Source organism: Agrobacterium tumefaciens (assembly GCF_013337285.1).
GTDB lineage: Bacteria > Pseudomonadota > Alphaproteobacteria > Rhizobiales > Rhizobiaceae > Agrobacterium > Agrobacterium burrii.
This window is the reverse complement of sequence record NZ_SUPW01000001.1, coordinates 410,224-434,417: the sequence shown is the minus strand read 5'-3', so window position 1 is coordinate 434,417 and position 24,194 is coordinate 410,224. Positions and strand designations below refer to the sequence as shown.

Here is a 24,194-nt window from a genome sequence, read left to right as displayed (position 1 = left end):
CCATCGCTGTCTTTGTTGCCAGCTTTTCGGTGATCCTCACTGCCCTGTGAAGGAAACACCGGCGCAGAAGCCTGTATGGAGGCCGCAAGGCTGTAGACTTTAAGCGCCGGAAATCGGAAAATCGCCCCCTCGATTCAGAATGACAGGACGACGATATGGGCGATACGGTTGTGCGTGGAGAAAACTCTGACGAAACGCTGAAGACGCCTGGTTTCGTTCATTTGCGGGTTCACTCCGCTTATTCCCTGCTTGAGGGGGCATTACCCCTCAAGAAAATCATGTCCAAGGCTGTCGCAGACGGCCAGCCGGCAATCGCCATCACCGACACCAACAATCTTTTCGTCGCGCTGGAATTTTCCGAAAAGGCGCGCGATGAAGGCCTGCAGCCGATCATCGGTTGCCAGGTGTCGATCGACATGCAGGACGCGGCGGAGGATCGCCGCAATCATAACAGCCATCTTGCGAAGCTCCCCGCAATCGTGCTTCTGGCCGCCAATGCCGAAGGTTACGAGCGACTGGTGGATCTCATCAGCCGTGCCTATCTGGATGGCGAGGGCGGCGGTCAATCCGTCCATATTACCCGTGCATGGCTGGAAGAGGCTTCCAATGCCGGCTTGATCGCGCTGACGGGCGCCACCGGCGGGCCGGTGGATATGGCCCTGAGAGAAGGCCATGCTGCACAGGCCAAAGAGCGGCTGCTGGTGCTGAAATCACTCTTCGGTGACAGGCTTTATATCGAATTGCAACGCCAGTCCGGTTACGACCGCTCCCATGAGCGACGCATGATCGGTCTTGCTTATGAACACGATATACCGCTGGTCGCCACCAACGAGGCGTTTTTCCCTTCCAAGGCCGATTACGAGGCGCATGATGCGCTGATGGCGGTGGCGCATAACGCCATCGTTTCCGATGACAGCCGCTTTCGCCTGACGCCCGATCATTATCTCAAAAGCCGCGAAGAGATGACGGCGCTGTTTGCCGACATTCCCGAGGCGCTCGAAAACACCATCGAGATTGCGCTCCGCTGCTCCTATGTGCTGAAAAAGCGCGGACCCATCCTGCCGCGTTTCACCGGCGCCAGCGAGGACCCGGAAGCGGCGCAGCGGGCAGAGGCCGAGGAGCTTCGCCGTCAGGCGGTCGAGGGTCTCGATCAACGCCTTGCAGCCCTTGGCATGGCACCGGGCTACACCGAACAGGAATATCGCGACAGGCTGGATTTTGAGCTCGGCGTTATCGAACGCATGGGTTTTCCCGGCTACTTCCTGATTGTTGCCGACTTCATCAAATGGGCCAAGCAGCAGGACATCCCGGTCGGCCCCGGCCGCGGTTCGGGCGCCGGCTCGCTTGTGGCTTATGCGCTGACCATCACCGATGTCGATCCGTTGCGTTTCTCGTTGCTGTTCGAGCGCTTCCTCAACCCCGAACGCGTCTCGATGCCCGACTTCGATATCGACTTCTGCCAGGATCGCCGCGAAGAGGTAATCCGCTACGTGCAGCGCAAATATGGCCGCGAGCAGGTGGCGCAGATCATCACCTTCGGATCGTTGCAGGCGCGCGCGGCCCTGCGCGACGTCGGCCGCGTGCTGGAAATGCCCTATGGGCAGGTGGACAAGATCTGCAAGCTGGTGCCCAACAACCCGGCCAATCCCACGCCGCTGTCGAAAGCGATCGAGGAAGAGCCGCGCCTGCAGGAAGAGGCGGACAAGGAGCCGGTCGTCGCTCGCCTCTTGGATATCGCCCAGAAGATCGAGGGGCTTTATCGCCACGCTTCCACCCACGCCGCCGGTATCGTCATTGGCGACCGGCCGCTGTCGAAGCTGGTACCGATGTATCGCGATCCGCGGTCCGACATGCCGGTAACCCAGTTCAACATGAAATGGGTGGAAAGCGCCGGTCTCGTCAAATTCGACTTTCTCGGCCTGAAGACGCTGACGGTGCTGAAGGTGGCGGTCGATTTCGTCGCCAAGCGTGGCATCAAGGTCGATCTTGCCGCCATTCCGCTGGAGGACACGAAAACCTACGAGATGCTCTCGCGTGGCGAAACCATCGGCGTGTTCCAGGTGGAAAGTGCGGGCATGCGCAAGGCGCTGATCGGCATGCGCCCGGACTGCATCGAGGATATCATTGCGCTGGTGGCGCTTTATCGTCCAGGCCCGATGGAAAATATCCCGGTCTATAACGCCCGCAAACATGGCGAGGAGGAGCTGGAGTCCATCCATCCGACCATCGACCATCTGTTGAAGGAAACGCAGGGCGTTATCGTCTATCAGGAACAGGTGATGCAGATCGCCCAGGTCCTGTCAGGTTATTCGCTCGGCGAGGCCGATCTTCTGCGCCGCGCCATGGGCAAGAAGATCAAGGAAGAGATGGACCAGCAGCGCGAACGTTTCGTCGATGGCGCCATCAGGAACGGTGTGTCGAAACCGCAGGCCAACACCATCTTCGACCTTCTGGCAAAGTTTGCCAATTACGGCTTCAACAAGAGCCACGCCGCCGCTTACGCCATCGTTTCTTACCAGACCGCCTATATGAAGGCGCATTATCCGGTGGAATTCCTTGCCGCCTCCATGACGCTCGATATGGCGAACACGGAAAAGCTCAATGATTTCCGTCAGGATGCCGGCCGCCTCGGCATCGAGGTCGTAGCGCCTTCGGTGCAGACGTCTTTCCGCCAGTTCGAGACGGGTGAAAACCGCATCTATTATTCGCTGGCCGCCATCAAGGGCGTCGGCGAGGGTGCTGTCGAACATATCGTCGAAGTGCGTGGCGACAAGCCGTTCACGAGCCTTGAGGATTTCTGCCTGCGTATCGATCCGAAGCAGATCAATCGGCGTGTTCTAGAAAGCCTTATCAATGCCGGCGGCTTCGATTGTTTCGGCCGCGATCGTGCCGAATTGATCGGTGGGCTCGACCGCATCATCGGTTATGCGCAGATGGCGCAGAACAACCGCACCATCGGCCAGTCGGACATGTTCGGTTCCGGTGGTGGAAACGGCCCGGAAAAGCTGGTGCTGCCGGCCTTCCAGCCGTGGCTCGCTTCGGAAAAGCTGTTGCGTGAATATCAGGTGCTCGGGTTCTACCTCACCGCCCATCCGCTCGACACCTATCGCCCCGTGCTGGAAAAGTTGCGTGTGCAGAATATCGCTGATTTTTCCGCCGCGGTGAAACAGGGCGCAACCGCCGGGCGTCTGGCCGGCACCGTCACCGGCAAACAGGAGCGCAAGACCCGTACCGGCAACAAGATGGGCATCGTCACCTTCTCTGATGCGTCAGGGCAATATGAGGCGGTGCTCTTTTCCGAAGGGCTCGCTCAGTTCCGTGATCTGCTCGAGGTCGGCAAATCACTTGTCATCACCGTGGCTGCGGAAGAACGCCCGGAAGGCATCGGTCTGCGCATCCAGACGGCGCAATCGCTGGAGGAGAAGTCGGTGCAGATGCAGAAGGCTCTGCGCGTCTATGTGCGCGATTCCGGCCCACTGAAAACCGTCGCCCGCCACCTCAACACCAAGGGTGACGGGTCAGTCTATTTCATCGTCATCAAGGATGAGGGCAGCCGCGAAATCGAAGTGGAACTGACGGAGAAATACCGCATTTCACCGGAAATCGCCGCAGCACTTCGCTCCGCTCCCGGCGTCGTCGATGTGGAACTGGTTTAAGGGTTCAGACGCTCACGCGTCCCTCAAACCGGCCCTTCCTTCGTCACGGTAATGAAGTCCGTTCCGGTTCCTGTCTCCATCTGGTGACTGAGATCGGAAACAGTGATCGAGCTGCCGGTTGAAAGCTCCTGTTCAATGCGGGAGCGAATGTCTGCCGGTATGTCGAGACGGCCAAGTACGGCGCTCAATTGATCGAAGCCGCCCGGCGCTTCGGTGACGGTAATGCCAAGCCGCTTGCGGGCGGCGGCGGGAAGATGGTTTTCGAGCGTCACGCCGTTCCATTCGGCGGTTCCTTTTGCACGATCCACTGAAACGGCTTCTAGAAAATGGGTTCCCAGCGCCACCTCCGGATCCCTGATGTCGATAGCCGCCTCGAACAGCGGCTTGAAATCCTGCCGCACCATGATCTTGCCGCTCAGTGGATGATCTTCGCCGGCGGAAGTGTAAAGCGCCGTCACGAAGGCGTCGGTCAGAAGCGGTCCGGTGGTTGGCAATCCCTTCCAGCGCTTGAAACCGTTCACGGCGCTGACAGTCATTTCTCCGGTATAACCATCGGGCGAACCGGCATCGAAGCCAAGGCGGGTCAGCAGGGCCTGGATATCCATCACCTTTTCCCGCTCCCCACGCCGGGTAATGAGAATGCGCAAAGGGGAGGGATCCCTGACCTTCGCCGCCGGCTTGATGGCTTGCGTCTTTTCATTGACGGCAACCTCGACCGCGCCCAATGCCGCATCGAAGGTCGCCGGGCGCAACTCGACATCGGACAGAAGCAGCTTGCCGTCATCGCCGTCGTCTCGCGGTGTAAACAACGCCGGATGCTCAACGAAGCGCAGCGAAACCGGGCGGTCGGTGATGATGACATGCACGCCAGTCGCTGTGTCGCCGAAAAGTGACTTGGCGAATTTCGAAGGCAGGCGCACGCAGCCATGCGAAGCCGCGTAGTTCGGTACCTTGCCTTCGTGCAGCGCAATGCCGGACCATGTCAGCCGCTGCATGAAGGGCATGGGGGCGGCCGAATAGATATTCGATTCGTGGTATTTCCGTTTTTCCAGAATGGAAAATATGCCGCTCGGCGTCTCATGCCCGGCCTTGCCGGTGGAGACTTTCGAGGTGGCGATGATCTCGCCATTTTCATAAAGCGAAAGCGACTGGTCGCTTTTCGAAACGAGGATCTGCAGCGATCTGCTATCGGCGGCAAGCGCCGGGAAGGCAAAAATACTGGCCGACAGCATGCCGGTCAGAAGACGGAGGCGAAGGGACATGACGCAATACACCACATGCACAAAACTTGCTTCACTCAACCACGCGAAGTTTAAGGAAGCTTAAGGACGGCGCAGCCGTAACATCACTAATTTGTGTAAAATCTAAAATACATTGGTATGAAGTGGCGGAACGGGTCGATGCGCAGTTCCCAAGGCTCACGATTAAACCGCTATTTGCGTGTGCCAAACGTGTAGCCGGTCTCGACGCTGCCTTTGCCGAACTTGTCACGCAGCTTGTCCATCGCCGCTTCCGCCGCCGCCCGGCGGGCAGCCTGCCTGTCGACGAGATCAGGAGGGTCGGCAAGACCCGCATCGCGCAGATCGCTGACGCCGATGCCGAGCAGGCGGAATTTTGTGCCGTCGGTTTCCTTTTCCAACATAGATAGCCCGGTACGGAAAATCCGGTCGGCAAGCTGGGTGGGATCATCGAGCTTGCGGTTGCGGGTACGGATTTTAAAGTCGGACGTCTTCATCTTCAGCACCACTGTCTGGCCGGCAATGCCGTTTTTCTTCAGCCGCCATGCGACTTTTTCGGAAAGCGACCGCAGGATCGGCACCAGGTCCTCATGGCGGGAAATGTCGTTGAAGAAGGTGGTTTCGGAAGACACGCTTTTGACCGGGTCGTTATTGTGCACATGCCGCTCGTCAATGCCGCGCGAAAGCCGGAAGAGCCGCTGTCCCATCACGCCGTAACGGCGCATCAGGTCGCCTTCTTCCATTTCCTGCAGCTGGGCGATCATGCGGATACCGTCCGCCTCCAGTGTCGCAGCAAAAGCTTTGCCCACGCCCCAGATTGTGGTTACGGGCCGCGTCGCCAGAAAGGCAAGCGCCTCCGCCTCGCCAATCACCGAAAAACCCCGCGGCTTGTTGAGGTCGGATGCGACCTTGGCCAGAAACTTGCAATAGGAAAGCCCGGCCGAGACGGTCACGCCGACCTCCTTTTCCACACGCTTTGCAAACTTCGCCAGCACACGCGCTGGTGGATCGTGATGCAGCCTCTCCGTGCCGGCGAGATCGAGAAAAGCTTCGTCTATGGAAAGCGGCTGCACCAGCGGCGTCAATTCCTGCATCATGGCGCGGATTTCGCGTCCGACACGGCTGTACTTCTCCATGTCGGGTTTGATGACCACCGCATCCGGGCAGGCTTCCAACGCCTTGAACATCGGCATGGCGGAACGCACGCCCTGAATGCGGGCGATGTAGCACGCCGTCGAAACCACGCCCCGCTTGCCACCGCCGACAATGACCGGCTTGTCAGCCAGTTCCGGATTGTCGCGCTTTTCAACGGAAGCATAAAAGGCGTCGCAGTCGATATGGGCGATGCTCAGATCATAGAGTTCATCATGATAGACGAGACGCGGGCTGCCACAGGAGCGGCAACGCCTCAAACCCGCTGGCTGACCGGCCAGACAGTCGCGACAAAAACCGGGATCATAGGAGTGCGACGTGGACATGGGGCTGAAAACAAAACCAGAACGTTGCCGACCATACTCCGGTGGAGACGGTCGCTCAAGGGGCTGGCCGGTCAATACACACCCGAATCCAGCCCCGGACCGGAAAAATGGTGCCAGGCGGCAGCCACCGTTTCGGGTGAGGTATCGGTTGCGGCACAGAACGCCATGAGGTCCGGCTCGTGGCTCATCAGAAAATCGGTGAGGCCGGCCAGAAAGCCGGGGTCGGCGACGGCCTGGCGCAGCATATTGGCCTGCAAGCCGCTCAGCGCCAGAAAACGTGCCAGCATGTCCGGCTCGTTGGCCAGCCAGCCAAGTATGGCGGCCGCCGTTTCTTGCGGATCTTTGCCGGCATTGCCTTTGTTTTTCGTATCGCGCAGCATTTCTTCCCCGAAGTTACCTATTTTGAAACCAAATCCCTCTAGCCTTGCGCAACAAATGGACGATGGAATCGGTTCTCTGACAACTTATATGTCTGGATGAAGGTTTCAAAGCGAAACGGGGACTGCCCACCATGCCCAAACAGGTCATGATAGTCGAAGACAACGAGCTGAACATGAAGCTCTTTCGCGACCTGATCGAGGCGTCTGGTTATACGACGATCCAGACGCGCAACGGCATGGAAGCGCTGGACCTTGCCCGCAAGCACCGTCCGGACCTCATTCTCATGGATATCCAGCTGCCGGAGGTTTCGGGGCTGGAGGTGACGAAATGGCTGAAGGAGGACGACGAGCTGCACGTCATTCCGGTCATCGCCGTCACCGCCTTCGCCATGAAGGGCGATGAGGAACGCATTCGTCAGGGCGGCTGCGAGGCCTATGTGTCGAAGCCAATTTCCGTCCCGAAATTCATCGAAATCATCAAGACTTATCTGGGCGACGCCTAAGGCGGCTGGGGAACGGTTATGACGGCGAGAGTTCTGGTTGTTGACGACATTCCTGCCAATGTGAAGCTTCTCGAGGCTCGGCTTGTGGCGGAATATTTCGATGTCGTCACCGCCGAGGATGGTTTTAAGGCGCTGGCGATCTGCGACGAGGAACAGGTCGATATTATCCTGCTCGACATCATGATGCCGGGCATGGACGGTTTCGAGGTCTGCGAGAGGCTGAAGGCCAACCCGAAGACGGCGCATATTCCCGTGGTCATGGTCACTGCGCTCGATCAGCCATCCGACCGGGTGCGCGGCCTGAAAGCCGGCGCCGATGATTTTCTGACCAAGCCGGTCAACGACCTGCAGCTGATTGCCCGTGTCAAAAGCCTCGTGCGCTTGAAAGCCGTCAGCGACGAATTGCGGCTGCGCGCCGAAACTGCAAGGCAGATCGGCATCGAGGAGATGCTACGTGCCGACGGCCTGATGCAGACGCCCGGCCGTGTACTCGTCGCGGATGGCCGCGCCAGCTCGCAGGAACGTATCGTCAGGGCGCTGAAGCCGGTCGCCGAGGTGGATGCCGTCACCGAGCCGCAGGCGGCGCTGCTGAAAGCGGCAAGCAACCCCTTCGAGCTTGTCATCGTCAATTCCAATTTTGCGGATTACGATCCGCTGCGATTGTGTTCGCAGCTTCGCTCGCTGGAACGCACCCGTTTCCTCCCGCTGCTTCTGGTGGCGGAGCAGGGGGCGGACGATATGGTGGCGCGTGCGCTCGATCTCGGCGTCAATGATTATATCCTGCGCCCGATCGACCCCAACGAACTTGTCGCCCGCTCACTGACGCAGATCAGGCGCAAGCGTTACAACGAACACCTGCGGCTCAATATGCAGCATACGATGGAGCTTGCCATCGTCGACGCGCTGACCGGCCTCAACAATCGCCGTTATCTCGACAATCATCTCAAGATACTCTTCGACCGTGCCGCCGTGCGGGGCCGCCCGATTTCCATCTGCATGACCGACATAGATCGGTTCAAGCTGGTCAATGATACCTATGGCCATGATGTGGGCGATGAGGTGCTGCGGGAATTTGCAGCACGCATCCGCAGCACGGTGCGCGGCGCTGATCTTGCCTGCCGTTACGGTGGCGAAGAATTCGTCGTGGTCATGCCTGACACGCCGATGGAGCTTGCTGCCAGCGTCGCCGAGCGGCTGCGGGCGATCGTCGAAGACAAGCCCTTCTACGTCCGCTCCATCGACCGTGAACTGAGCATTACCGCCTCGCTCGGCATCGCCACCAGCAGCGGCGCTTTCGGCATGCCGGACGAACTGGTGAAACAGGCCGACCGGGCGCTCTATGAAGCGAAACATGCCGGGCGCAACCGGGTGGTGGCTGCTGCCGCCTGAAGCGGCCCGCAGGCGTCTGGCGCGGAAAACCATGTCATCTTTTTGGGTTTACCGAAGATAGCCGTCGTTCGAGGAGCTGAAAAGCCACATTGACAGGCTCAAGCCCCTGACCTTGCCTGTATTTTATCTTATTGCAATGAATAGGCGAAATTCAGCGGGTTTAATACAGTTCAAGTTGAAAAATATATTGAATTCAATCTCGCGGGAAACTATAGTGTGCCAGCGTTGTATATTTAACCATGTTTTTTGAGTTATGTATCGCTGGCTTAAGAATTTGTTGATTTTTATTTTACTTCTGCGCACACTCATTATCGAGAATAACAGTTCTTCCGGCGGTTTTTCCGTCTTGTGATGATGGAATGATGGCGGTTCATGCCGCTGCGGTTTCGCTCGTCAGGGGCTGGTATTGCGTAGTTCGAATGCCCCATGATGCTCAGGTCCGCCGCATCTCCTGAATCGTGGGGTCGGTCGGCTGACGATGTCCGAATCGGTTCCTCGTGCCGTAATCACATCGTTGGCCGACCGCCTTCTCCCGAAAACTTGTCTGTTTGAGAAACAGGTCCGCCCACCGGGTCGGTGTGGCGGCTCCACGTCGTCCACGGCTGCACCGCTGTAGCGGGAGGAGGGGTGAAGTGCTAAGTCACTGTGCCAAGAAGCTTTGCCGGGTTTTAGCGGCCTCCCGGCTGCCTTCCATATGTCAGCATCACACATTTTCTGGACGCGGAAGCGCCACGCATTCCGGCTGAAAATGTCTTTGCCATCCACACGAAAAGACTATCCGCACAAACAAAAAACGCGCCCATTGGGCGCGCTTTTGTCGGAGAACCCGATCAAGAAAATTACTTGATCTTGGTTTCCTTGAATTCAACGTGCTTGCGTACAACCGGGTCGTACTTCGTCTTCGTCATCTTGTCCGTGAACGTACGGCTGTTCTTGGTGGTGACGTAGAAGGTACCGGTGTCGGCTGTCGACAGCAGCTTGATCTTGATTGTTGTAGCTTTCGCCATGGTCGTCCTGCCTTTAAACAAAAGAGAAGCCGCAGGCGCTTCTCACCTCGGCTAAATCTGGCGCGAAACTACGTATCGCGCCTGAAAAGTCAAGTCTGTTTTGCCCGGAAAACAAAACGGAAGCCATAAAGGACCACGTAAAGCCCGAAAAATACGGCAAGCGCCCAGGCGAAACCATCAGTGCCCGCGACATCCATGGAAATGCCGACGGCCTGCGGTCCGGCAATCGTACCCATGGCGTAACAGAAGATAAAGGCGGCATTGGCGGAGACCAGATCAGCGCCTTTAAGGCGCGATCCGAGGTGAGTGAGGCCGACGGTATACATGCCGGAGACGAGGCCGCCCCAGAACAGCAGGAGCGCCGCCACGAGGATCCAGCTGTCTACCAGGAAAGGCAACGCCAGCGTGCCACAAACGCCCGCAAAGGCCATCAGCGCGAGCATGGTGCGCCGATCCTTCATCCTGTCCGATAACAGGCCGATCGGTATCTGGAAGACCATGTTGCCGATGCCCATCACGGTCAGCAGCAATGCGGCCTGCGATTCGTTGAAGCCTTCACGCGTGGCATAGATGGGAAAGAGCGACAGGCCACCGGCCTGCACCGAGCCGAAGACGAAAGCCGCCGCCGACGCCATCGGCACCAGCCAGACATAACGGACGAAATGGTGGTTGGGCCGCTCGTCCAGCTCCGGGCTTTCACGGCGCGCCATGAAGATGGGAATCGCTGCCAGAAGAATGATCGCCGCCCCGACGAGGAAGGGCAGAATGCCCTCGCTGCCGACCACGGAGAACAACAGCGGGCCGACCGCGAAGCCCACCGCGAGACCAGTGGCGTAAATGCCGAGAACCATGCCGCGTTTTTTCGGCGGCGCGGTCATGTTTATCCAGTATTCGGACAGGATAAACAGGGTGGTGGTGGCGCCGTGGAAAACGATTCGCAACGGAAACCACATCCAGAAGGCGTCGGCGAAATAAAAACAGAGCGCACTCAGCGCGGAAATGACCACGGCCAGCAGCATGGTTCGCGCCACGCCGAAATCATGGGCTATCTTGCTGGTCACCGAAGCCGCCATCATCGCTGCGACGCCGGCCATGGCCGAATTCACCCCGATCATGGTGGAGGAGATGCCGCGCTTCTCAAGGATGATCGACAGGAGCGGCAGGCCAAGACCGATGGCGACACCGACCGCACTGATGGCGGAAATCGCGGCGATCAGTGAGGGCCAGTGAATGGCATCCGCTTCGCATTTCATTTGTGACATGACGGCCTTTATACAACGTCTCGAATAAACCGGCCGTGGCGCGTGACATAGAGCCGCGCGGGGCTTTCAAAGGGCAGTGACGGATCACCTATCATGAATTTTGTGACATCTTCGAGAACCGTGCGTGTGATTTTCGGCATGTTCAGACCAGAAAGGTCTGTCATGTCAAGCCATTGCACATCGTGCAACTCGTCAGAATCCCGGATTAGCCGGGTATCCAGCCGCAATTCGTCGGCATAACAGCAAAAGAACCGCGTGTCGTAACGCCTGATATTGCCGGGCGGGGTGATGGCGCGCGCCACATAGCGGAAACAGGAAAGGTTCGGACCATCAGCATCCAGCCCCATATCCACCCCGGTTTCCTCGACAAGCTCGCGCGCAGCGGCAAGCGCCAGCGCCCTTGCACCGGCAACGCTCAGGCGGCGCGACGCGGAGGCGGTGAGGCGGTTAAGGACCGCGGGGTGCAGATCGCCGGAAAAGGGCAGCGCGTGGTCGCGTGGATCACGTTTGCCGCCGGGAAATACGTAGGCGCCGGGCATGAAGATGTGGGCATGGCTGCGCTGGCCCATCAATACGCGGATCGCCGGGCCGGAACGGTCGAATAAAATGATGGAAGCGGCATCCCGTGGCCGCAGGGTCGGGCTCGCAACCTCGGCGCTCTTGCGGGGTTCGGTCACGCGCACGTTGCCGCCCGTCGTCAGTGTGAGGAGCCGTCTATCTGCACTTTTGGCTGCTTTCCGTCAAAGCCATGCATGCGCAGCGCCCATTGCAGGCCGATGACGCCGCCCTTGATCGGCTGCAGCGTCAACAGCGCGGCCAGAATGGTGATCGGCACCCAGATGGCGAAATGCACCCACATGGGCACAGAGAACACCATATCCGTCATCATGAAACCGCCAACGGCGATATGGCCGATGATGACGATGGAAATATAGGGCGGCAGGTCATCGGACCGGTGGTGGTGCATTTCCGCGCCGCAGGCGGCACAATTGTCCACCGGCTTCAGGAATGCCCGAAACAGGCGGCCGCCGCCACAGGCGGGGCAGCGGTTCGCCATGCCGCGCATGATCGAACGGCCAAGTGGCCGCTCGGCGCTGGCGTCTCCGAAGGTGACTGTTTCCGAGCCCTGATGTGCACTCATCCCCTAAGTCCTTCTTCCGTTCTTTCAACCGCCTATTCGCGGTGTTGTTACCGTCGCCCTCTGGGCGGCCTTGTTCCCGGCTTGGCGCCGGGACGCGATGTCCGCCGGCCTGCCTTGTGGAACGACCGCGAACCGACCGGCATCTTGCGCCCGGGGCTCAGCATTTCGAAACGCAACGCACCCGCCAGAGGTACTGCTTCCGCAAGTCGCACCTGAACCGAGTCGCCCAGCTGAAAACCGAGACCGGTCTTTTCCCCCGTCAGAGCCTGATGCGCCTCGTCATAGAAGAAATAGTCGGTTCCGAGTGTAGATATAGGAACAAAGCCATCAGCGCCAAACTGCGGAAGCGCGACAAATAGTCCCGCCTTGGTGACACCGCCGACGCGACCCTCGAATTCTTCACCCACGCGTTCGGAAAGATGATGCGCGATCAGCCGGTTGACGGTGTCGCGCTCGGCCGCCATGGCGCGCCGCTCGAAGGTTGAGATTTCGGCGGCGATATCGTCCAGCGTCGCTTCTTCCTGCGGCGTGATGCCGCCTTCGCCAAGCCCCAGCGACCCCACCAGCGCGCGATGCACGATCAGATCGGCATAACGGCGGATCGGCGAGGTGAAATGCGCATATTTCATCAGATTGAGGCCGAAATGGCCGATATTCTCAGGGCTGTAGATCGCCTGGCTCTGGCTGCGCAGCACCATCTCGTTGACCATGATCTGGTGCGGCGTATCGAGGGCGCGTGCCAGAATGCCGTTGAAGGAATTGGCGCGCATCGCCACACCCTTGGCCATGGATATGCCGATCGTGCCGAGGAATTCGCGCAGCACCTCCTGCTTGGAGAGCGTCGGGGCATCGTGGACGCGGTAGACCAGCCGCTGCTTCTTCTTTTCCAGCGTCTCGGCGGCGGCGACATTGGCCTGGATCATCATTTCCTCGATCAGCTTATGCGCGTCGAGGCGTTCGGGAATGACGACCTTGTCCACCGTGCCGTCTGGCCGCAGCTGGATCTTGCGCTCCGGCATGTCGAGTTCCAGTGGCTGGCGGCGGTCGCGGCCGCGCTTCATCACCGCATAGGCGTGCCACAGCGGCTTGAGGATCGGCTCCAGCAGCGTGCCGGTCTTGTCGTCAGGGTCTCCGTCAATGGCGGCCTGCGCCTGCTGGTAGGAGAGCTTGGCGGCGCTCTTCATCATGATGCGATGGAACGTGTGGCCCGCCTTGCGGCCTTCCTTCGAAAAGGTCATGCGCACCGCAAGGGCCGGGCGGTCGACGCCTTCCTTCAGCGAGCAGAGATCGTTGGAGATGCGCTCCGGCAACATCGGCACGACCCGATCCGGGAAATAGACGGAGTTGCCGCGCTTCTGCGCCTCGCGATCGAGCGGCGATGCCGAGCGCACATACCAGGACACATCGGCGATGGCGACGGTGACGATGACACCATCAGGATTGTCGGGCGAGGGGTCCAGCTCGGCATAGACCGCGTCGTCATGGTCCTTGGCGTCGGCCGGATCGATGGTGATGAGCGGCAGGTCGCGCCAGTCCTCACGGTGCGACATGGTGGCGGCCTTGGCCGCATCGGCTTCAGCCAGAACATTTGGCGGGAAGATATGCGGAATGCCATGCGCATAAATGGCGATCATCGAGATCGCCTTTTCCGACGCAACGGAGCCGACGACGGAGAGAACCTTCGCGCGCGTCAGGCCGTAACGACCGCTATTGCGCGATGTTTCCACCTCGATCAGATCGCCGTCCTTGGCATCGCCGACGCCCTCGGGATCGATGACCATTTCCTCGCCGCGCCGGTCGATCGGCATCAGCCGTCCGCCGCCGCCTTCGGTTGGCCTGAACACGCCGAGCAGCGCGTTCTGGCGACGGTCGATCAGCTTGACGACACGGGCGGTATAGGCCGGGCCGACGCTCTCCTTGGAAGGGAAAATCTTTGCCAGAATGCGGTCGCCCAGACCGGCGGCAGGCGCTTTCTTGCCACGATCCTGCGAGGACTGGCGGATGAGCACGGCGGGTGCAGCACCCATATCTTCCGGCCATTCCGCGGGCCGGCCGATCAATTCGCCGTCCTTGTCGCGGGTGGTGATGTCGAGCACAGTCACAGGCGGCAGGCCGCCCGGTCGCGTCAGCGACTTGCGGCTCTTGTGCACCATGCCGTCGACTTCGAGTTCCTTCAGCAGTGCTTTCAGGACGATGCGGTTTTCACCCTTCAGCCCGAAGGCCTTGGCGATTTCGCGCTTGGAGGCCTGTTGCGGATGGTCGGCGATAAATTTCAGCAGTACTTCGCGGGAAGGCACTTCGCCATGGATGATGCCTTCACCTTCGCTCACCCGCTTGCCGCGCCCCGTGCGCCCGAAACCGTCGCCGGCGGAACCCTGTGTCTGACGCGGCGTCTTGCTCACGATTCTGCCTTCTTGGGTTTGGCCGCTGCCTTCGGCTTGGCGGCCGCCTTGCTCTTGGTCGCAGCCTTGGCTTTCGTCGCCTTCGGTTTTGCGGCGGTATCACCATCGGCTTTTTTAGCGGCAGGCTTCTTGGCCTTGGCGGGTTTGCCGCCGGTGCCGGTCTTGGCGATGCGTTCGGCGATGAGCACCAGCGATTCGTCCAGCGTCACCGAAACGGGGTCCTGCCCCTTCGGAATGGTGGCGTTGACCTTGCCCCAGTTGACGTAAGCGCCATAACGCCCGTCACGCACGGTGATTGCGCCGCCATCGGGGTGGTCGCCCAGCTCTTTCAATGCCGCCGGCGTGCCGCTGCGACCCGGTCCCTTGCTCTGCTTTTCGGCAATCACGGTGACGGCGCGGTTGAGGCCGATCGAGAACACGTCTTCGATACTTTCGAGGTTGGCATAGGAACCGTCATGCAGCAGGAAAGGTCCGTAGCGACCGAGACCAGCGGAGATCATCTTGCCGGTTTCCGGGTGCTTACCGATATCGCGCGGCAGGTTGATCAGCGCCAGCGCCTTTTCGTGGTCGATGTCCTCAGGCTTCCAGCCCTTGGGCAGCGAGGAACGTTTGGCTTCCTTGCCATCGCCGCGCTGGATATAGGGTCCGAAACGGCCAGAGCGCAATGTCAGCTCTTCCCCGGTCATCGGATCAGCGCCGAGCGCCTTCGGCTCGTTCGAGGCCGCAGCTTCCGCCTCCGAACCGTCGGAGGTGAGCTGGCGGGTAAAGTTGCAGTCCGGATAGTTGGAGCAACCAACGAAAGCGCCGTATTTGCCTAGCTTCAGCGAAAGATTGCCGGTGCCGCAAACCTGGCAGATGCGCGGATCGGAACCATCCTCCCGCTTGGGGAAGACCAGCGGGGCCAGAACCTCGTTCAGCGCATCCAGCACGTTGGTGACGCGCAATTCCTTGGTATCTTCGATCTGCGCGAAGAAATCCTTCCAGAAATCGCGCAGCACCTGCTTCCAGTCCAGCTCGCCCGCCGAAATGCGGTCGAGCTTTTCTTCCAGATCAGCGGTGAAGTCATATTCGACATATTTGGAAAAGAAGCTTTCGAGGAAAGCCGTTACCAGCCGGCCGCGTGAATGAGGGATCAGCTTGCGCTTGTCGATGACGATATATTCGCGGTCGCTCAGCGTCTTCAGTGTCGCGGCATAGGTGGAAGGACGGCCGATGCCAAGCTCTTCCATCTTCTTGATCAGCGAGGCTTCCGAATAACGTGGTGGCGGCTCCGTGAAGTGCTGGCTGGCATTGATCTTCTGCTTGGCGAGATTTTCGCGCGCATTGATCTGTGGCAGACGGCCTTCGTCGTCACCGTCGTCGCTCTGCTCGCCATCTTCCTTCTGGTCGGTATAGGCGGCGATGAAACCGTCAAAACGGATCACCGAGCCAACGGCGCGAAGCCCGGCCTTCTCGCCGTTCTTGTCCGCGAGGATTTCGACCGTCGTGCGCTCGATTTCAGCGGAAGCCATCTGGCTGGCGATGCCGCGCTTCCAGATCAGGTCGTAGAGACGCAGCTGATCTGCATCGAGATAACGCTTCACCTGATCCGGCGTGCGGTTGAAATCGGTCGGGCGAATGGCCTCGTGCGCTTCCTGGGCGTTCTTGGCCTTGGTGGAATAGAAACGCGCCTTTTCCGGGACATAACGGCCACCGAACTGCTCGCCGATGGCCTGGCGGGCAGCATCGATGGCTTCCGGGGCCATCTGCACACCGTCGGTACGCATATAGGTGATCAGACCGACGGTTTCGCCGCCGATGTCGATACCTTCATAGAGCTTCTGCGCCACCTGCATGGTGCGCGAGGCGCCAAAACCCATGCGCGAGGAGGCCGCCTGCTGCAGCGTCGAGGTGGTGAAGGGCGGGCCGGGATTACGCTTGACCGGCTTTGCCTCGACCGTATCCACGACATAGGTCGCGCCTTCAAGCAGTGTCTTCAGCCGGTTCGCATCTTCGCCGGTCTTGATCCCGCGGCTTTGCAGCCGCTTGCCATCGGCTGAAACCAGCTTCGCCTCGAACTCGTCACCGCGCGGTGTCTTCAACAGCGCGCTGATGTTCCAGTATTCCTCGGAGACGAAACGTTCGATCTCGGATTCGCGGTCGCAGACGAGCCGCAACGAAACGGACTGCACGCGCCCGGCGGAACGGGCACCGGGCAGCTTGCGCCACAAAACCGGCGACAGATTGAAGCCGACAAGATAATCCAGTGCGCGGCGGGCGAGATAGGCATCCACCAGCGGCACGTCGATGTCGCGCGGGTTGGCCATGGCGTCCAGCACCGCCTTTTTGGTGATGGCGTTGAAGACCACGCGCTTCACCGGCTTGTCGCCGAGAACGCGCTTCTTCTTCAAGAGATCGAGAACGTGCCAGGAAATGGCTTCACCTTCGCGATCCGGGTCGGTTGCGAGAAACAGGCCGTCGGAGGATTTTACTGCATCGGCAATGTCCTTCATCCGCTTGGCGGATGCGGCGTCGACCTCCCAGGACATTTCGAAATCCTGGTCGGGCAGCACCGATCCGTCCTTGGCGGGAAGATCCCGGACGTGGCCAAAGGATGCAAGAACCTTGTAGCCCGGACCAAGATACTTGTTGATTGTCTTGGCTTTGGCCGGAGATTCTACGACGACGACATTCATATTTTTTTCTCTGGGAACTTGTCCGTTAACATAGCCGGATCACGGAGGAACGCCGCAACAAGGCTTCTTTATAATTCGACATGGACAGGTAATGTCCGCTGGTCAAGAGGCAAGCCCGATTTTATCGCTTCAGGGTTCATGCAACCTATGGATAATCTATTGTTGTATTGCAATCTTTGGTAAATTGGTTATGATCACCAACATCATTTGAATCTACTTATTGCTCTTCGTTTCAGACGAAATTCTCAGGATAAATATATGGTCCCGAACGCAACAAACAATAATGCCGATAATGAAGGGACCAGAGAGAACTTGGCTTACATTCGCCAGATGCTGGCAGAGCTGCGGCAGGTCGCCAACCGTGAGGGTGCCGATATGCTGTGTTATCTGATCGAGATGGCCTATGTGGAAGTCGGCGATATCCAGAGCGGGCGGCGCAAGCTGTCAATCCGCGAGGAGCGAAACCCGTCCCCCGGCGTACCGGTTTAATCGCCCGGCAATATCGAGTTCCAAAAGCACCATATGAACGGTAGCGGCGGAAAAACCCGTGTGGCGAATGATGTCGTCTGTCTCGACGGGCGAGGGGCCGAGTGCGGCGGCAATGATGCTGCGCTCATCATCTCCGGGCGGTGACATTTCTTCTTCTGATCGCGGTTCCTCGATTTTGCGGTCATAGGGCAATTGCGGCTCCATCAGCGGTCGCAGCGCCTCCAGAATGTCGTCAGCACCCGTGGTCAGCATCGCGCCTTCCTTGATCAGCCGGTTGGTGCCTTCGCAGCGCGCATCGAGCGGCGAGCCGGGAACGGCGAAAACCAGCCGCCCCGCTTCGCCGGCAAGCCGGGCCGTAATCAGCGAACCGGAACGCTCTGCCGCCTCGACGATGACAACGCCAAGCGAGACGCCTGATATCAGCCGGTTGCGGCGGGGAAAATCCCGGGCGCGCGGTTCCCAGCCGAAGGGCATTTCGCTGATCGTCGCGCCGCCCTGATCATAGATGTCTTCCAGCAGCCCGAAATTTTCCTGCGGGTAGGGACGGTCGAGACCGCCCGCCAGCATGGCCACCGTACCGGTTGCAAGGCTTGCCCGATGTGCCGCCGCGTCGATGCCCCGCGCCAGACCCGAAGCAATCGCATAACCGCCCCTACCGCAATCGCGCGCCAGCATCGCGGCGAATTTCGCCCCGTTGATGGAAGCGTTGCGCGATCCGACGATGCCGACCGATGGTCTTGTTGCGGTGGACGCCGAGCCCCTCATGGCGATCAGCGGCGGCGCGCCGTCCAGATGCCGCAAAGCGGGCGGATAGTCCGGCTCGCCGATACCGACGAAACGCGCGCCGAATTTTTCAGCCGTTTCGATCTCGTCTTCCGCCTGTGCCTGCGTGGCGATGCGTGGACTGCGCAGCGAGCCGCCGCGTCTCGAAAGCTCGGGCAGGGCATCAAGCGCCTTTTCGGCACTGCCGAAATGGTTGATCAGTTCGCGAAACGTGACGGGGCCGATATTGTCGCTGCGGATCAGCCGCAGCCACGCGACCCGTTGCCGCGCGGAAAGCTCTATGCCCTGCCGTGTCGTTTCCTCATGCGGCATGACATATCCTTAGAATAGGCCTTAGCCCTTTTGCCCGATCCGGCTTTCGGTGCCGGCCAGAAGCCGCGCAATATTCTCCCGGTGCTTCCACCACGAAATTACGCTCAGCAATGTAACGACCAGCGCGGTCTTTTCAGGTCCGAGCACCCATAGCGCCACGGGAATGACAAGCATGGCCAGAAGCGCCGACAGCGATGAATAGCGGGTGATGAAGGCGGTCGCGAGCCAGATCAGCGCAAAGGCCAGCATCATCAGAGGTGCTGCGCCAAGAAGCACGCCGATATAGACGGCGACACCCTTGCCGCCCTTGAAGCCGAGCCACACCGGAAACAGATGGCCGAGAAAGGCGAAGAAACCGGCCACCAGCGAGGCCTCGTAACCCCACAGCGCATTGGCGACCAGCACGGCCGCCGTGCCCTTCAGCGCGTCAAGCAGCAGGGTGGCCGCGGCGAGCTTCTTGTTGCCGGTGCGCAGCACATTGGTCGCGCCGATATTGCCCGAACCGATCTTGCGCACGTCGCCCAGCCCCGCCATGCGGGTGAGGATGAGGCCGAAGGGGATGGAGCCGAACAGATAGCCGATCAGCGCCGAAAGCGCGAGAAGGGCAGGCGCCGTCTGCCAGTCAGTCAAAGCACTCATTCAAACGTCCCCTCTGTCGCGCCGTCAGCGTGATCTCTGTTGCTGATCTTATGCCAAGGAATGAACGGCTTTGCCAGCCACATAAGTGGCGACAGCACGGCCGCTGAAACGGGCGTCTTCGAACGGCGTATTCTTGGATTTCGACACCAGCTGATCGCGGGCCACCAGCCATGGTTCGTCGAGATCGATCAGGGTGATATCGGCTTTTGCACCGACTTTAAGCGTTCCGGCGTCGAGACCGAAAATCTTCGCCGGGCGGGTGGAAAGCGCATCGATGAGGCGCATCAGCGGAACCTCGCCGCTGTGGTAAAGGCGCAGCGCCGCCGCCAGCATGGTTTCCAGACCCACCGCGCCGCTGGCCGCATCCGAAAACGGCAGGCGCTTGGTGTCCACATCCTGCGGGTCGTGCGAGGAGACAATAATATCGATGGTGCCGTCCTTCAGCGCTTCCACCATGGCCTTGCGGTCGTCTTCGGCGCGCAACGGCGGGGAAAGCTTGAAGAAGGTGCGGTATTCGCCGATATCGTTCTCGTTGAGTGTGAGATGGTTGATCGAGATGCCGCAGGTGGCCTTGACGCCCCGCTGCCGGGCAAGGCGGATCGCCTCGGCCGATTCAGGTACGGAAATCTTGGCGGCGTGATAGATCGCCTGCGTCAGGCCGGCAATGCGCAGGTCACGTTCCAGCGGAATGATTTCGGCTTCTTTCGGAATGCCTGACAGCCCGAGCCAGCTTGCGAAAAGCCCCTCGTTCATGTCGCCGCCGCCAATATATTTGTCGCGGGTCTCGAGCGCGATCACCGCACCCAGTTCGCGGGCATAGGTCATGGCGCGGCGCAGGACCAGCGTGTCGGAAAGCGCCTTGCGACCATTGGTGAAGGCAACCGCACCGGCTTCCTTCAACATGCCGAACTCTGTCATTTCTTCGCCGTTGAGGCCCTTGGTCAGGGCCGCTGCCGGGTGAACATTGACGAGCGCCTTGTCGCGCGCCGTCTTCTTCACATATTCGACCAGCGCGATGTCATCGATAACAGGGTCGGTATCCGGCATGACGATGATGCTGGTCACGCCGCCAGCCGCTGCCGCGCGTGAGGCGGATTCGATGGTTTCGCGATGCTCGCCACCTGGCTCGCCGACGAAGACACGGGCATCAACCAGACCGGGAACAGCCAGCAGCCCCTTGCAGTCTCGCACCGTCGCGCCTTCCGGTGCGCCCTGATTGTGGGCGTCTTTGCCCGCCGCCAGAATGGTGCCGTCCGCACCGATGATCACGCTACCGGTCTCGTCGAGATCGCGGGAGGGATCGACGATGCGGAGGTTTTTTAGAACGGTCACGGCACTCATACGCGCTCACCCTGATTTTGCGAGACAAGCAGGGTTTCCATCACAGCCATGCGCACGGCAACCCCCATTTCCACCTGGCTTTCGATCACGCTCTGCGGACCGTCGGCCACTTCGGAGGCGATTTCCACGCCGCGGTTCATCGGGCCGGGATGCATGACCAGCGCATCTTCCTTCGCCGCCTTCAGCTTTTCCGCATCGAGGCCGTAATAATGGAAATATTCGCGCACCGAAGGCACGAAGGAGCCGGACATGCGCTCGCGCTGCAGGCGCAGCATCATCACCACATCGGCATTCTTCAGCCCTTCCTTCATGTCGTGGAAGACTTCCACGCTCATGTCGCGAATGCCGGAGGGCAGAAGCGTGGCGGGGGCGACGACACGAACGCGCGCGCCCATCTGGTTGAGCAGGATGATGTTGGAACGGGCCACGCGCGAATGCAGCACGTCGCCGCAGATCGCCACCGTGATGCCTGATAGTTCGCCCTTGGCGCGGCGGATGGTCAGCGCATCGAGCAGCGCCTGTGTCGGGTGCTCATGCTGGCCGTCGCCGGCATTGACCACGGAGCAGGCGACCTTCTGCGCCAGAAGGGCGGCGGCGCCGGCGGAGGAATGACGCACGACCAGCACGTCCGGGCGCATGGCGTTCAGCGTCATCGCCGTATCGATCAGCGTCTCGCCCTTCTTCACCGAGGAATTGCCGACCGACATGTTCATCACGTCTGCGCCAAGGCGCTTTCCGGCCAGCTCGAAGGAGGATTGCGTGCGCGTCGAGGCTTCGAAGAACAGGTTTATCTGCGTCAGGCCCCGGAGCGTCGAGGTCTTTTTCTCGCGCTGGCGGCTGATTTTCACCGCCTCGTCGGCCTTGTCGAGAAGCAGGGTTATATCCTGATGGGAAAGCCCCTTGATGCCGAGGAGATGGCGATGGGGGAAGAAGACCATGCGGTTTGCCTCCTGACGGGCGTCGCATTTTCCCGTGAAAATGCCTGGAACGCCCGAATGCTGATCCGTGCGCTGCCATTCGCCGTAAACACGCCTCAGGAGCGCCGCGGAATTCGGTCCTGCGCTCTATAGAGACTGCTCGCCGCAGGGGCAAGCGTCACAAACCCTTGAAATGAAAACATGGCGATGTTTCCCCAACCTCGATAACAGAGAGACTGTCTGGTGGGCAAACCTTGCTCCTGTCGCAAGCGAATATCAGGCGATGCCGTGCTTCCTCAAAAGCGCCTGCTCGTCGCCGGAAACCCAGCCGAAAACTTTCGGTTCGCCGTCCAGCGTCTGGACAAAGTAATGAACATCAAAATCGATCCCGATGTCCGATTGGTTTTGGCGGGCATAGGTCGCCGTCCATGCCACATGCGCCATGCAATGATGTTCATCGATGGGCGAGAGACAGACATCGCGTATCCGCATTTCCTTTGTGCCCATGGCGCGATACCGCTCATAACCCTGCGCCATCACTTGCCTGAGCTGATCGTCGTTCTTTCCGGTCATCAGGCCGGCAGGCGAAGCCGCTATGAAATCGGAGGCGTACAGGGACGCGACCTCTTCCATGTCCATTTCGCCGTTGAGAGACGTGTTGAAACAGCGCTCATATCGCTCGAAGAGCTTTCTTACGACGGGCTCCTCCATGGTGTCCTCTCCTGGTGATGTCGCTCGGTCTTGCTGGAAACATGTTCGGCATCTTCAGGTGGTCCCGAAAAATGCTGAAACCGGGGACTTAATCGTCTCAATCGCTTCCTGTGGGCAAAATTATGCAATATCACCCCACTATGCAATTCCAGTACAAAACAGCTAGAAGCAGTGGATGACCCAGAATTCCCGGACAGAAGAATCGCTCGCCGAACTGAACCAGCCAAGCCTCTGGTCCGGCATCAATGCCTATCGTTCCGATCCGCTGATCGTCGATCTTACCTCTGGCCTGTCGCGTAACCTGAGGGACGAGTTCGATCAGCTCGGCCGCTACGTTACCTCGCATGAGGCGCAGGAACTGGCGCGCATGGCCAATCAGGGGGTGCCGCAGTTGCACACCCACGGCCCGCGAGGCGAACGTCTCGACCAGGTGGAGTTCCATCCCGCCTGGCACGCGCTGATGCGCCGTTCCATGTCATCAGGCCTGCATTCAAGCGTCTGGGAAAACTCTTCCGATACGCGCGGCAACGAACACAAGGCCCGCGCTACGAAATTCTACCTGACATCTCAGCTCGAAGCAGGGCACCTCTGCCCACTGACCATGACCAGCGCTTCCGTCGCCGCCATCATGACCTCGCCGCGGGTGCAGAAGGAGTGGATGCCGAAAATCCTGTCGCGCAAATATGATTCCGCGCAGAAACCGGCCCTGCAGAAAACTGCTGTCACCGTCGGCATGGGCATGACGGAAAAGCAGGGCGGCACGGATGTTCGCGCCAACCGCACGACGGCCGAGCGGGTGGGCGAGGGCATCTACCGCCTGTCCGGCCACAAGTGGTTCCTCTCCGCGCCGATGAGTGACGGTTTCGTCATGCTGGCCCAGATGGGTGATGGCATGGGTTGCTTCCTCGTGCCGCGTTATCTGGAAGACGGTTCGAAGAACGGCCTGCACTTCCAGCGGCTGAAGGACAAGCTCGGCAACCGCTCCAATGCGTCGGCCGAAGTCGAATTCACCGATGCCTTCGGTTATCTGCTCGGCGATCCGGGCAGCGGCGTGCGCACCATCCTCGACATGGTGACGCTGACGCGGCTCGATTGCGCGCTGGCCTCCGCCGGCATGATGCGCGCCTCGCTTGCCGAAGCCGTGCATTTTGCTAGAGGACGCTCGGTTTTCGGCAAGATGCTGGTCAGCCAGCCGATCATGACCCGTGTTCTCGCCGACATGGCGCTGGATGTGGCTGCCGCGACAGCACTTTCCTTCCGGCTGGCGTCGGCTTTCGATGCCGCCCGCAACAACCCGGCCGAGGCCGCTTATGCGCGGGTGATGACGCCGATCGTGAAATACTGGTGCTGCAAGATTGCGCCGGCCCTCATCTACGAGGCCATGGAGTGCCTCGGCGGCAACGGTTACGTGGAAGAGCGGCCGATTGCCCGCCACTATCGTGAAGCGCCTGTTAACGCCATCTGGGAAGGCTCCGGCAACGTCATGGCGCTGGATGTGCTGCGGGTTCTACAGCGCGGCAAGGACCTGTTCGATCTTGTCTTCCAGACGCTGGAACGCGACCTCGGGCCTGCCGGCAAGAAGACCACCGATGTGCTGCGCGCAGCCATCGCGCTTGCCGAGCGCGACGAAGGGGCGGCCCGTCTGCTGGTGGAGCAATTCGCGCTTGCAGCCGCTGCCGCCGAGCTTTGCCGGCTTGGCGCCGGCAAGATCGCCGATGCCTTCCTCGAAACCCGTCTTGCGGGTGGCTGGCGGCACACTTACGGCATGCTCGATTCCCGCTTCGATCCGAACTATATAATCGATCTCCTTTATCCGCCTGCGTCCTGATCGACGTATACGGATGAAGGTTTTACAGTCCCGGCGGGAGGGG

19 protein-coding genes are annotated in these 24,194 nt (G+C 60.0%); 5 read left to right on the top strand and 14 right to left on the bottom strand.

Translation table 11 applies throughout. The annotated features are described in order from the left end of the window. Window positions 1-155: 155 nt before the first annotated feature. The gene (gene dnaE / locus FCH38_RS02070; RefSeq protein ID WP_174372698.1) at window positions 156-3,656 is read left to right on the top strand and encodes a DNA polymerase III subunit alpha; all 3,501 of its coding nucleotides are present in this window, start codon (window positions 156-158) and stop codon (window positions 3,654-3,656) included. A 23-nt stretch (window positions 3,657-3,679) separates the two neighbouring features. Here dnaE and FCH38_RS02065 read toward each other — a convergent pair whose 3' ends face one another. The 3 genes from FCH38_RS02065 to FCH38_RS02055 all read right to left on the bottom strand — a co-directional run bounded on the left by FCH38_RS02065 (window position 3,680) and on the right by FCH38_RS02055 (window position 6,752). Continuing rightward, window positions 3,680-4,918 (bottom strand): L,D-transpeptidase family protein, encoded by a 1,239-nt coding sequence (locus FCH38_RS02065; protein WP_174372697.1) that lies wholly within the window; start codon window positions 4,916-4,918, stop codon window positions 3,680-3,682. A gap of 170 nt (window positions 4,919-5,088) precedes the next feature. Beyond that, the gene (locus FCH38_RS02060) at window positions 5,089-6,372 is read right to left on the bottom strand and encodes a DNA polymerase IV (RefSeq protein ID WP_153513595.1); all 1,284 of its coding nucleotides are present in this window, start codon (window positions 6,370-6,372) and stop codon (window positions 5,089-5,091) included. 71 nt (window positions 6,373-6,443) lie between these two features. Next, on the bottom strand, window positions 6,444-6,752 hold the full coding sequence (locus tag FCH38_RS02055; RefSeq protein WP_174372696.1) for a DUF3572 domain-containing protein: 309 nt from the start codon (window positions 6,750-6,752) through the stop codon (window positions 6,444-6,446). A gap of 131 nt (window positions 6,753-6,883) precedes the next feature. Between FCH38_RS02055 and FCH38_RS02050 the strand changes: the two genes are divergently transcribed. Both FCH38_RS02050 and FCH38_RS02045 read left to right on the top strand, forming a co-directional pair. Then, the gene (locus tag FCH38_RS02050) at window positions 6,884-7,255 is read left to right on the top strand and encodes a response regulator (RefSeq protein ID WP_003496409.1); all 372 of its coding nucleotides are present in this window, start codon (window positions 6,884-6,886) and stop codon (window positions 7,253-7,255) included. Between the two features lie 18 nt (window positions 7,256-7,273). Continuing rightward, the gene (locus FCH38_RS02045; protein WP_149897738.1) at window positions 7,274-8,644 is read left to right on the top strand and encodes a PleD family two-component system response regulator; all 1,371 of its coding nucleotides are present in this window, start codon (window positions 7,274-7,276) and stop codon (window positions 8,642-8,644) included. A gap of 839 nt (window positions 8,645-9,483) precedes the next feature. On the opposite strand, the gene rpmG is transcribed toward FCH38_RS02045, so the two are convergent. From rpmG to topA, 6 genes are all read right to left on the bottom strand, one after another. Next, a complete protein-coding gene (gene rpmG / locus FCH38_RS02040; protein ID WP_003496403.1) occupies window positions 9,484-9,651 on the bottom strand; it encodes a 50S ribosomal protein L33 in 168 nt (55 codons plus the stop codon). An 89-nt stretch (window positions 9,652-9,740) separates the two neighbouring features. Next, window positions 9,741-10,904 carry an MFS transporter gene (locus tag FCH38_RS02035; protein ID WP_174373115.1) on the bottom strand — a complete coding sequence of 388 codons (1,164 nt, stop codon included), beginning with the start codon at window positions 10,902-10,904 and terminating at the stop codon, window positions 9,741-9,743. Window positions 10,905-10,921: 17 nt separating this feature from the next. After that, window positions 10,922-11,548 (bottom strand): NUDIX domain-containing protein, encoded by a 627-nt coding sequence (locus tag FCH38_RS02030; RefSeq protein ID WP_210267109.1) that lies wholly within the window; start codon window positions 11,546-11,548, stop codon window positions 10,922-10,924. A gap of 62 nt (window positions 11,549-11,610) precedes the next feature. Next, complete coding sequence (locus tag FCH38_RS02025) at window positions 11,611-12,054, bottom strand: DUF983 domain-containing protein (protein ID WP_149897736.1); 444 nt, start codon at window positions 12,052-12,054, stop codon at window positions 11,611-11,613. Window positions 12,055-12,101: 47 nt separating this feature from the next. After that, window positions 12,102-14,456 carry a ribonuclease R gene (gene rnr, locus FCH38_RS02020; protein ID WP_174372694.1) on the bottom strand — a complete coding sequence of 785 codons (2,355 nt, stop codon included), beginning with the start codon at window positions 14,454-14,456 and terminating at the stop codon, window positions 12,102-12,104. Further along, on the bottom strand, window positions 14,453-17,131 hold the full coding sequence (gene topA, locus FCH38_RS02015; RefSeq protein ID WP_174372693.1) for a type I DNA topoisomerase: 2,679 nt from the start codon (window positions 17,129-17,131) through the stop codon (window positions 14,453-14,455). Before topA ends, rnr begins: the two co-directional genes overlap by 4 nt. Before the next feature lie 258 nt (window positions 17,132-17,389). On the opposite strand from topA, the gene FCH38_RS02010 reads away from it, so the two are divergent. Continuing rightward, a complete protein-coding gene (locus FCH38_RS02010; protein ID WP_149897733.1) occupies window positions 17,390-17,620 on the top strand; it encodes a hypothetical protein in 231 nt (76 codons plus the stop codon). Here FCH38_RS02010 and dprA read toward each other — a convergent pair. The 5 genes from dprA to FCH38_RS01985 all read right to left on the bottom strand — a co-directional run bounded on the left by dprA (window position 17,576) and on the right by FCH38_RS01985 (window position 22,323). Further along, entirely contained in the window at window positions 17,576-18,715 is a 1,140-nt protein-coding gene (gene dprA / locus FCH38_RS02005; RefSeq protein WP_174372692.1) for a DNA-processing protein DprA, read from the bottom strand. The genes FCH38_RS02010 and dprA overlap by 45 nt on opposite strands. Window positions 18,716-18,736: 21 nt before the next feature. Beyond that, window positions 18,737-19,354: a glycerol-3-phosphate 1-O-acyltransferase PlsY gene (gene plsY, locus FCH38_RS02000; RefSeq protein WP_174372691.1), complete on the bottom strand. Its 618-nt coding sequence runs from the start codon at window positions 19,352-19,354 to the stop codon at window positions 18,737-18,739. Window positions 19,355-19,402: 48 nt separating this feature from the next. Further along, window positions 19,403-20,695 (bottom strand): dihydroorotase, encoded by a 1,293-nt coding sequence (locus tag FCH38_RS01995; protein ID WP_174372690.1) that lies wholly within the window; start codon window positions 20,693-20,695, stop codon window positions 19,403-19,405. After that, window positions 20,692-21,633, bottom strand: a complete 942-nt coding sequence (locus FCH38_RS01990; protein ID WP_003502441.1) for an aspartate carbamoyltransferase catalytic subunit — start codon at window positions 21,631-21,633, stop codon at window positions 20,692-20,694. The genes FCH38_RS01995 and FCH38_RS01990 overlap by 4 nt, the downstream gene beginning before the upstream one ends. A gap of 255 nt (window positions 21,634-21,888) precedes the next feature. Then, the gene (locus FCH38_RS01985) at window positions 21,889-22,323 is read right to left on the bottom strand and encodes a nuclear transport factor 2 family protein (RefSeq protein WP_153513600.1); all 435 of its coding nucleotides are present in this window, start codon (window positions 22,321-22,323) and stop codon (window positions 21,889-21,891) included. Between the two features lie 175 nt (window positions 22,324-22,498). On the opposite strand from FCH38_RS01985, the gene FCH38_RS01980 reads away from it, so the two are divergent. After that, the gene (locus FCH38_RS01980; RefSeq protein ID WP_149897729.1) at window positions 22,499-24,151 is read left to right on the top strand and encodes an acyl-CoA dehydrogenase family protein; all 1,653 of its coding nucleotides are present in this window, start codon (window positions 22,499-22,501) and stop codon (window positions 24,149-24,151) included. Window positions 24,152-24,194: the final 43 nt, after the last annotated feature.

Bases quoted from the DNA above. Each gene is read 5' to 3' on its own strand.
- dprA (WP_174372692.1), bottom strand. From the start codon at position 18,715: ATGCCGCATGAGGAAACGACACGGCAGGGCATAGAGCTTTCCGCGCGG.
- FCH38_RS02045 (WP_149897738.1), top strand. From the start codon at position 7,274: ATGACGGCGAGAGTTCTGGTTGTTGACGACATTCCTGCCAATGTGAAG.
- FCH38_RS02035 (WP_174373115.1), bottom strand. From the start codon at position 10,904: ATGAAATGCGAAGCGGATGCCATTCACTGGCCCTCACTGATCGCCGCG.
- FCH38_RS02065 (WP_174372697.1), bottom strand. From the start codon at position 4,918: ATGTCCCTTCGCCTCCGTCTTCTGACCGGCATGCTGTCGGCCAGTATT.
- FCH38_RS02055 (WP_174372696.1), bottom strand. From the start codon at position 6,752: ATGCTGCGCGATACGAAAAACAAAGGCAATGCCGGCAAAGATCCGCAA.
- FCH38_RS02025 (WP_149897736.1), bottom strand. From the start codon at position 12,054: ATGAGTGCACATCAGGGCTCGGAAACAGTCACCTTCGGAGACGCCAGC.
- FCH38_RS01980 (WP_149897729.1), top strand. From the start codon at position 22,499: ATGACCCAGAATTCCCGGACAGAAGAATCGCTCGCCGAACTGAACCAG.
- FCH38_RS02010 (WP_149897733.1), top strand. From the start codon at position 17,390: ATGGTCCCGAACGCAACAAACAATAATGCCGATAATGAAGGGACCAGA.
- topA (WP_174372693.1), bottom strand. From the start codon at position 17,131: ATGAATGTCGTCGTCGTAGAATCTCCGGCCAAAGCCAAGACAATCAAC.
- FCH38_RS01995 (WP_174372690.1), bottom strand. From the start codon at position 20,695: ATGAGTGCCGTGACCGTTCTAAAAAACCTCCGCATCGTCGATCCCTCC.
- rpmG (WP_003496403.1), bottom strand. From the start codon at position 9,651: ATGGCGAAAGCTACAACAATCAAGATCAAGCTGCTGTCGACAGCCGAC.
- dnaE (WP_174372698.1), top strand. From the start codon at position 156: ATGGGCGATACGGTTGTGCGTGGAGAAAACTCTGACGAAACGCTGAAG.
- FCH38_RS01985 (WP_153513600.1), bottom strand. From the start codon at position 22,323: ATGGAGGAGCCCGTCGTAAGAAAGCTCTTCGAGCGATATGAGCGCTGT.
- plsY (WP_174372691.1), bottom strand. From the start codon at position 19,354: ATGAGTGCTTTGACTGACTGGCAGACGGCGCCTGCCCTTCTCGCGCTT.
- FCH38_RS02060 (WP_153513595.1), bottom strand. From the start codon at position 6,372: ATGTCCACGTCGCACTCCTATGATCCCGGTTTTTGTCGCGACTGTCTG.
- FCH38_RS02050 (WP_003496409.1), top strand. From the start codon at position 6,884: ATGCCCAAACAGGTCATGATAGTCGAAGACAACGAGCTGAACATGAAG.
- FCH38_RS01990 (WP_003502441.1), bottom strand. From the start codon at position 21,633: ATGGTCTTCTTCCCCCATCGCCATCTCCTCGGCATCAAGGGGCTTTCC.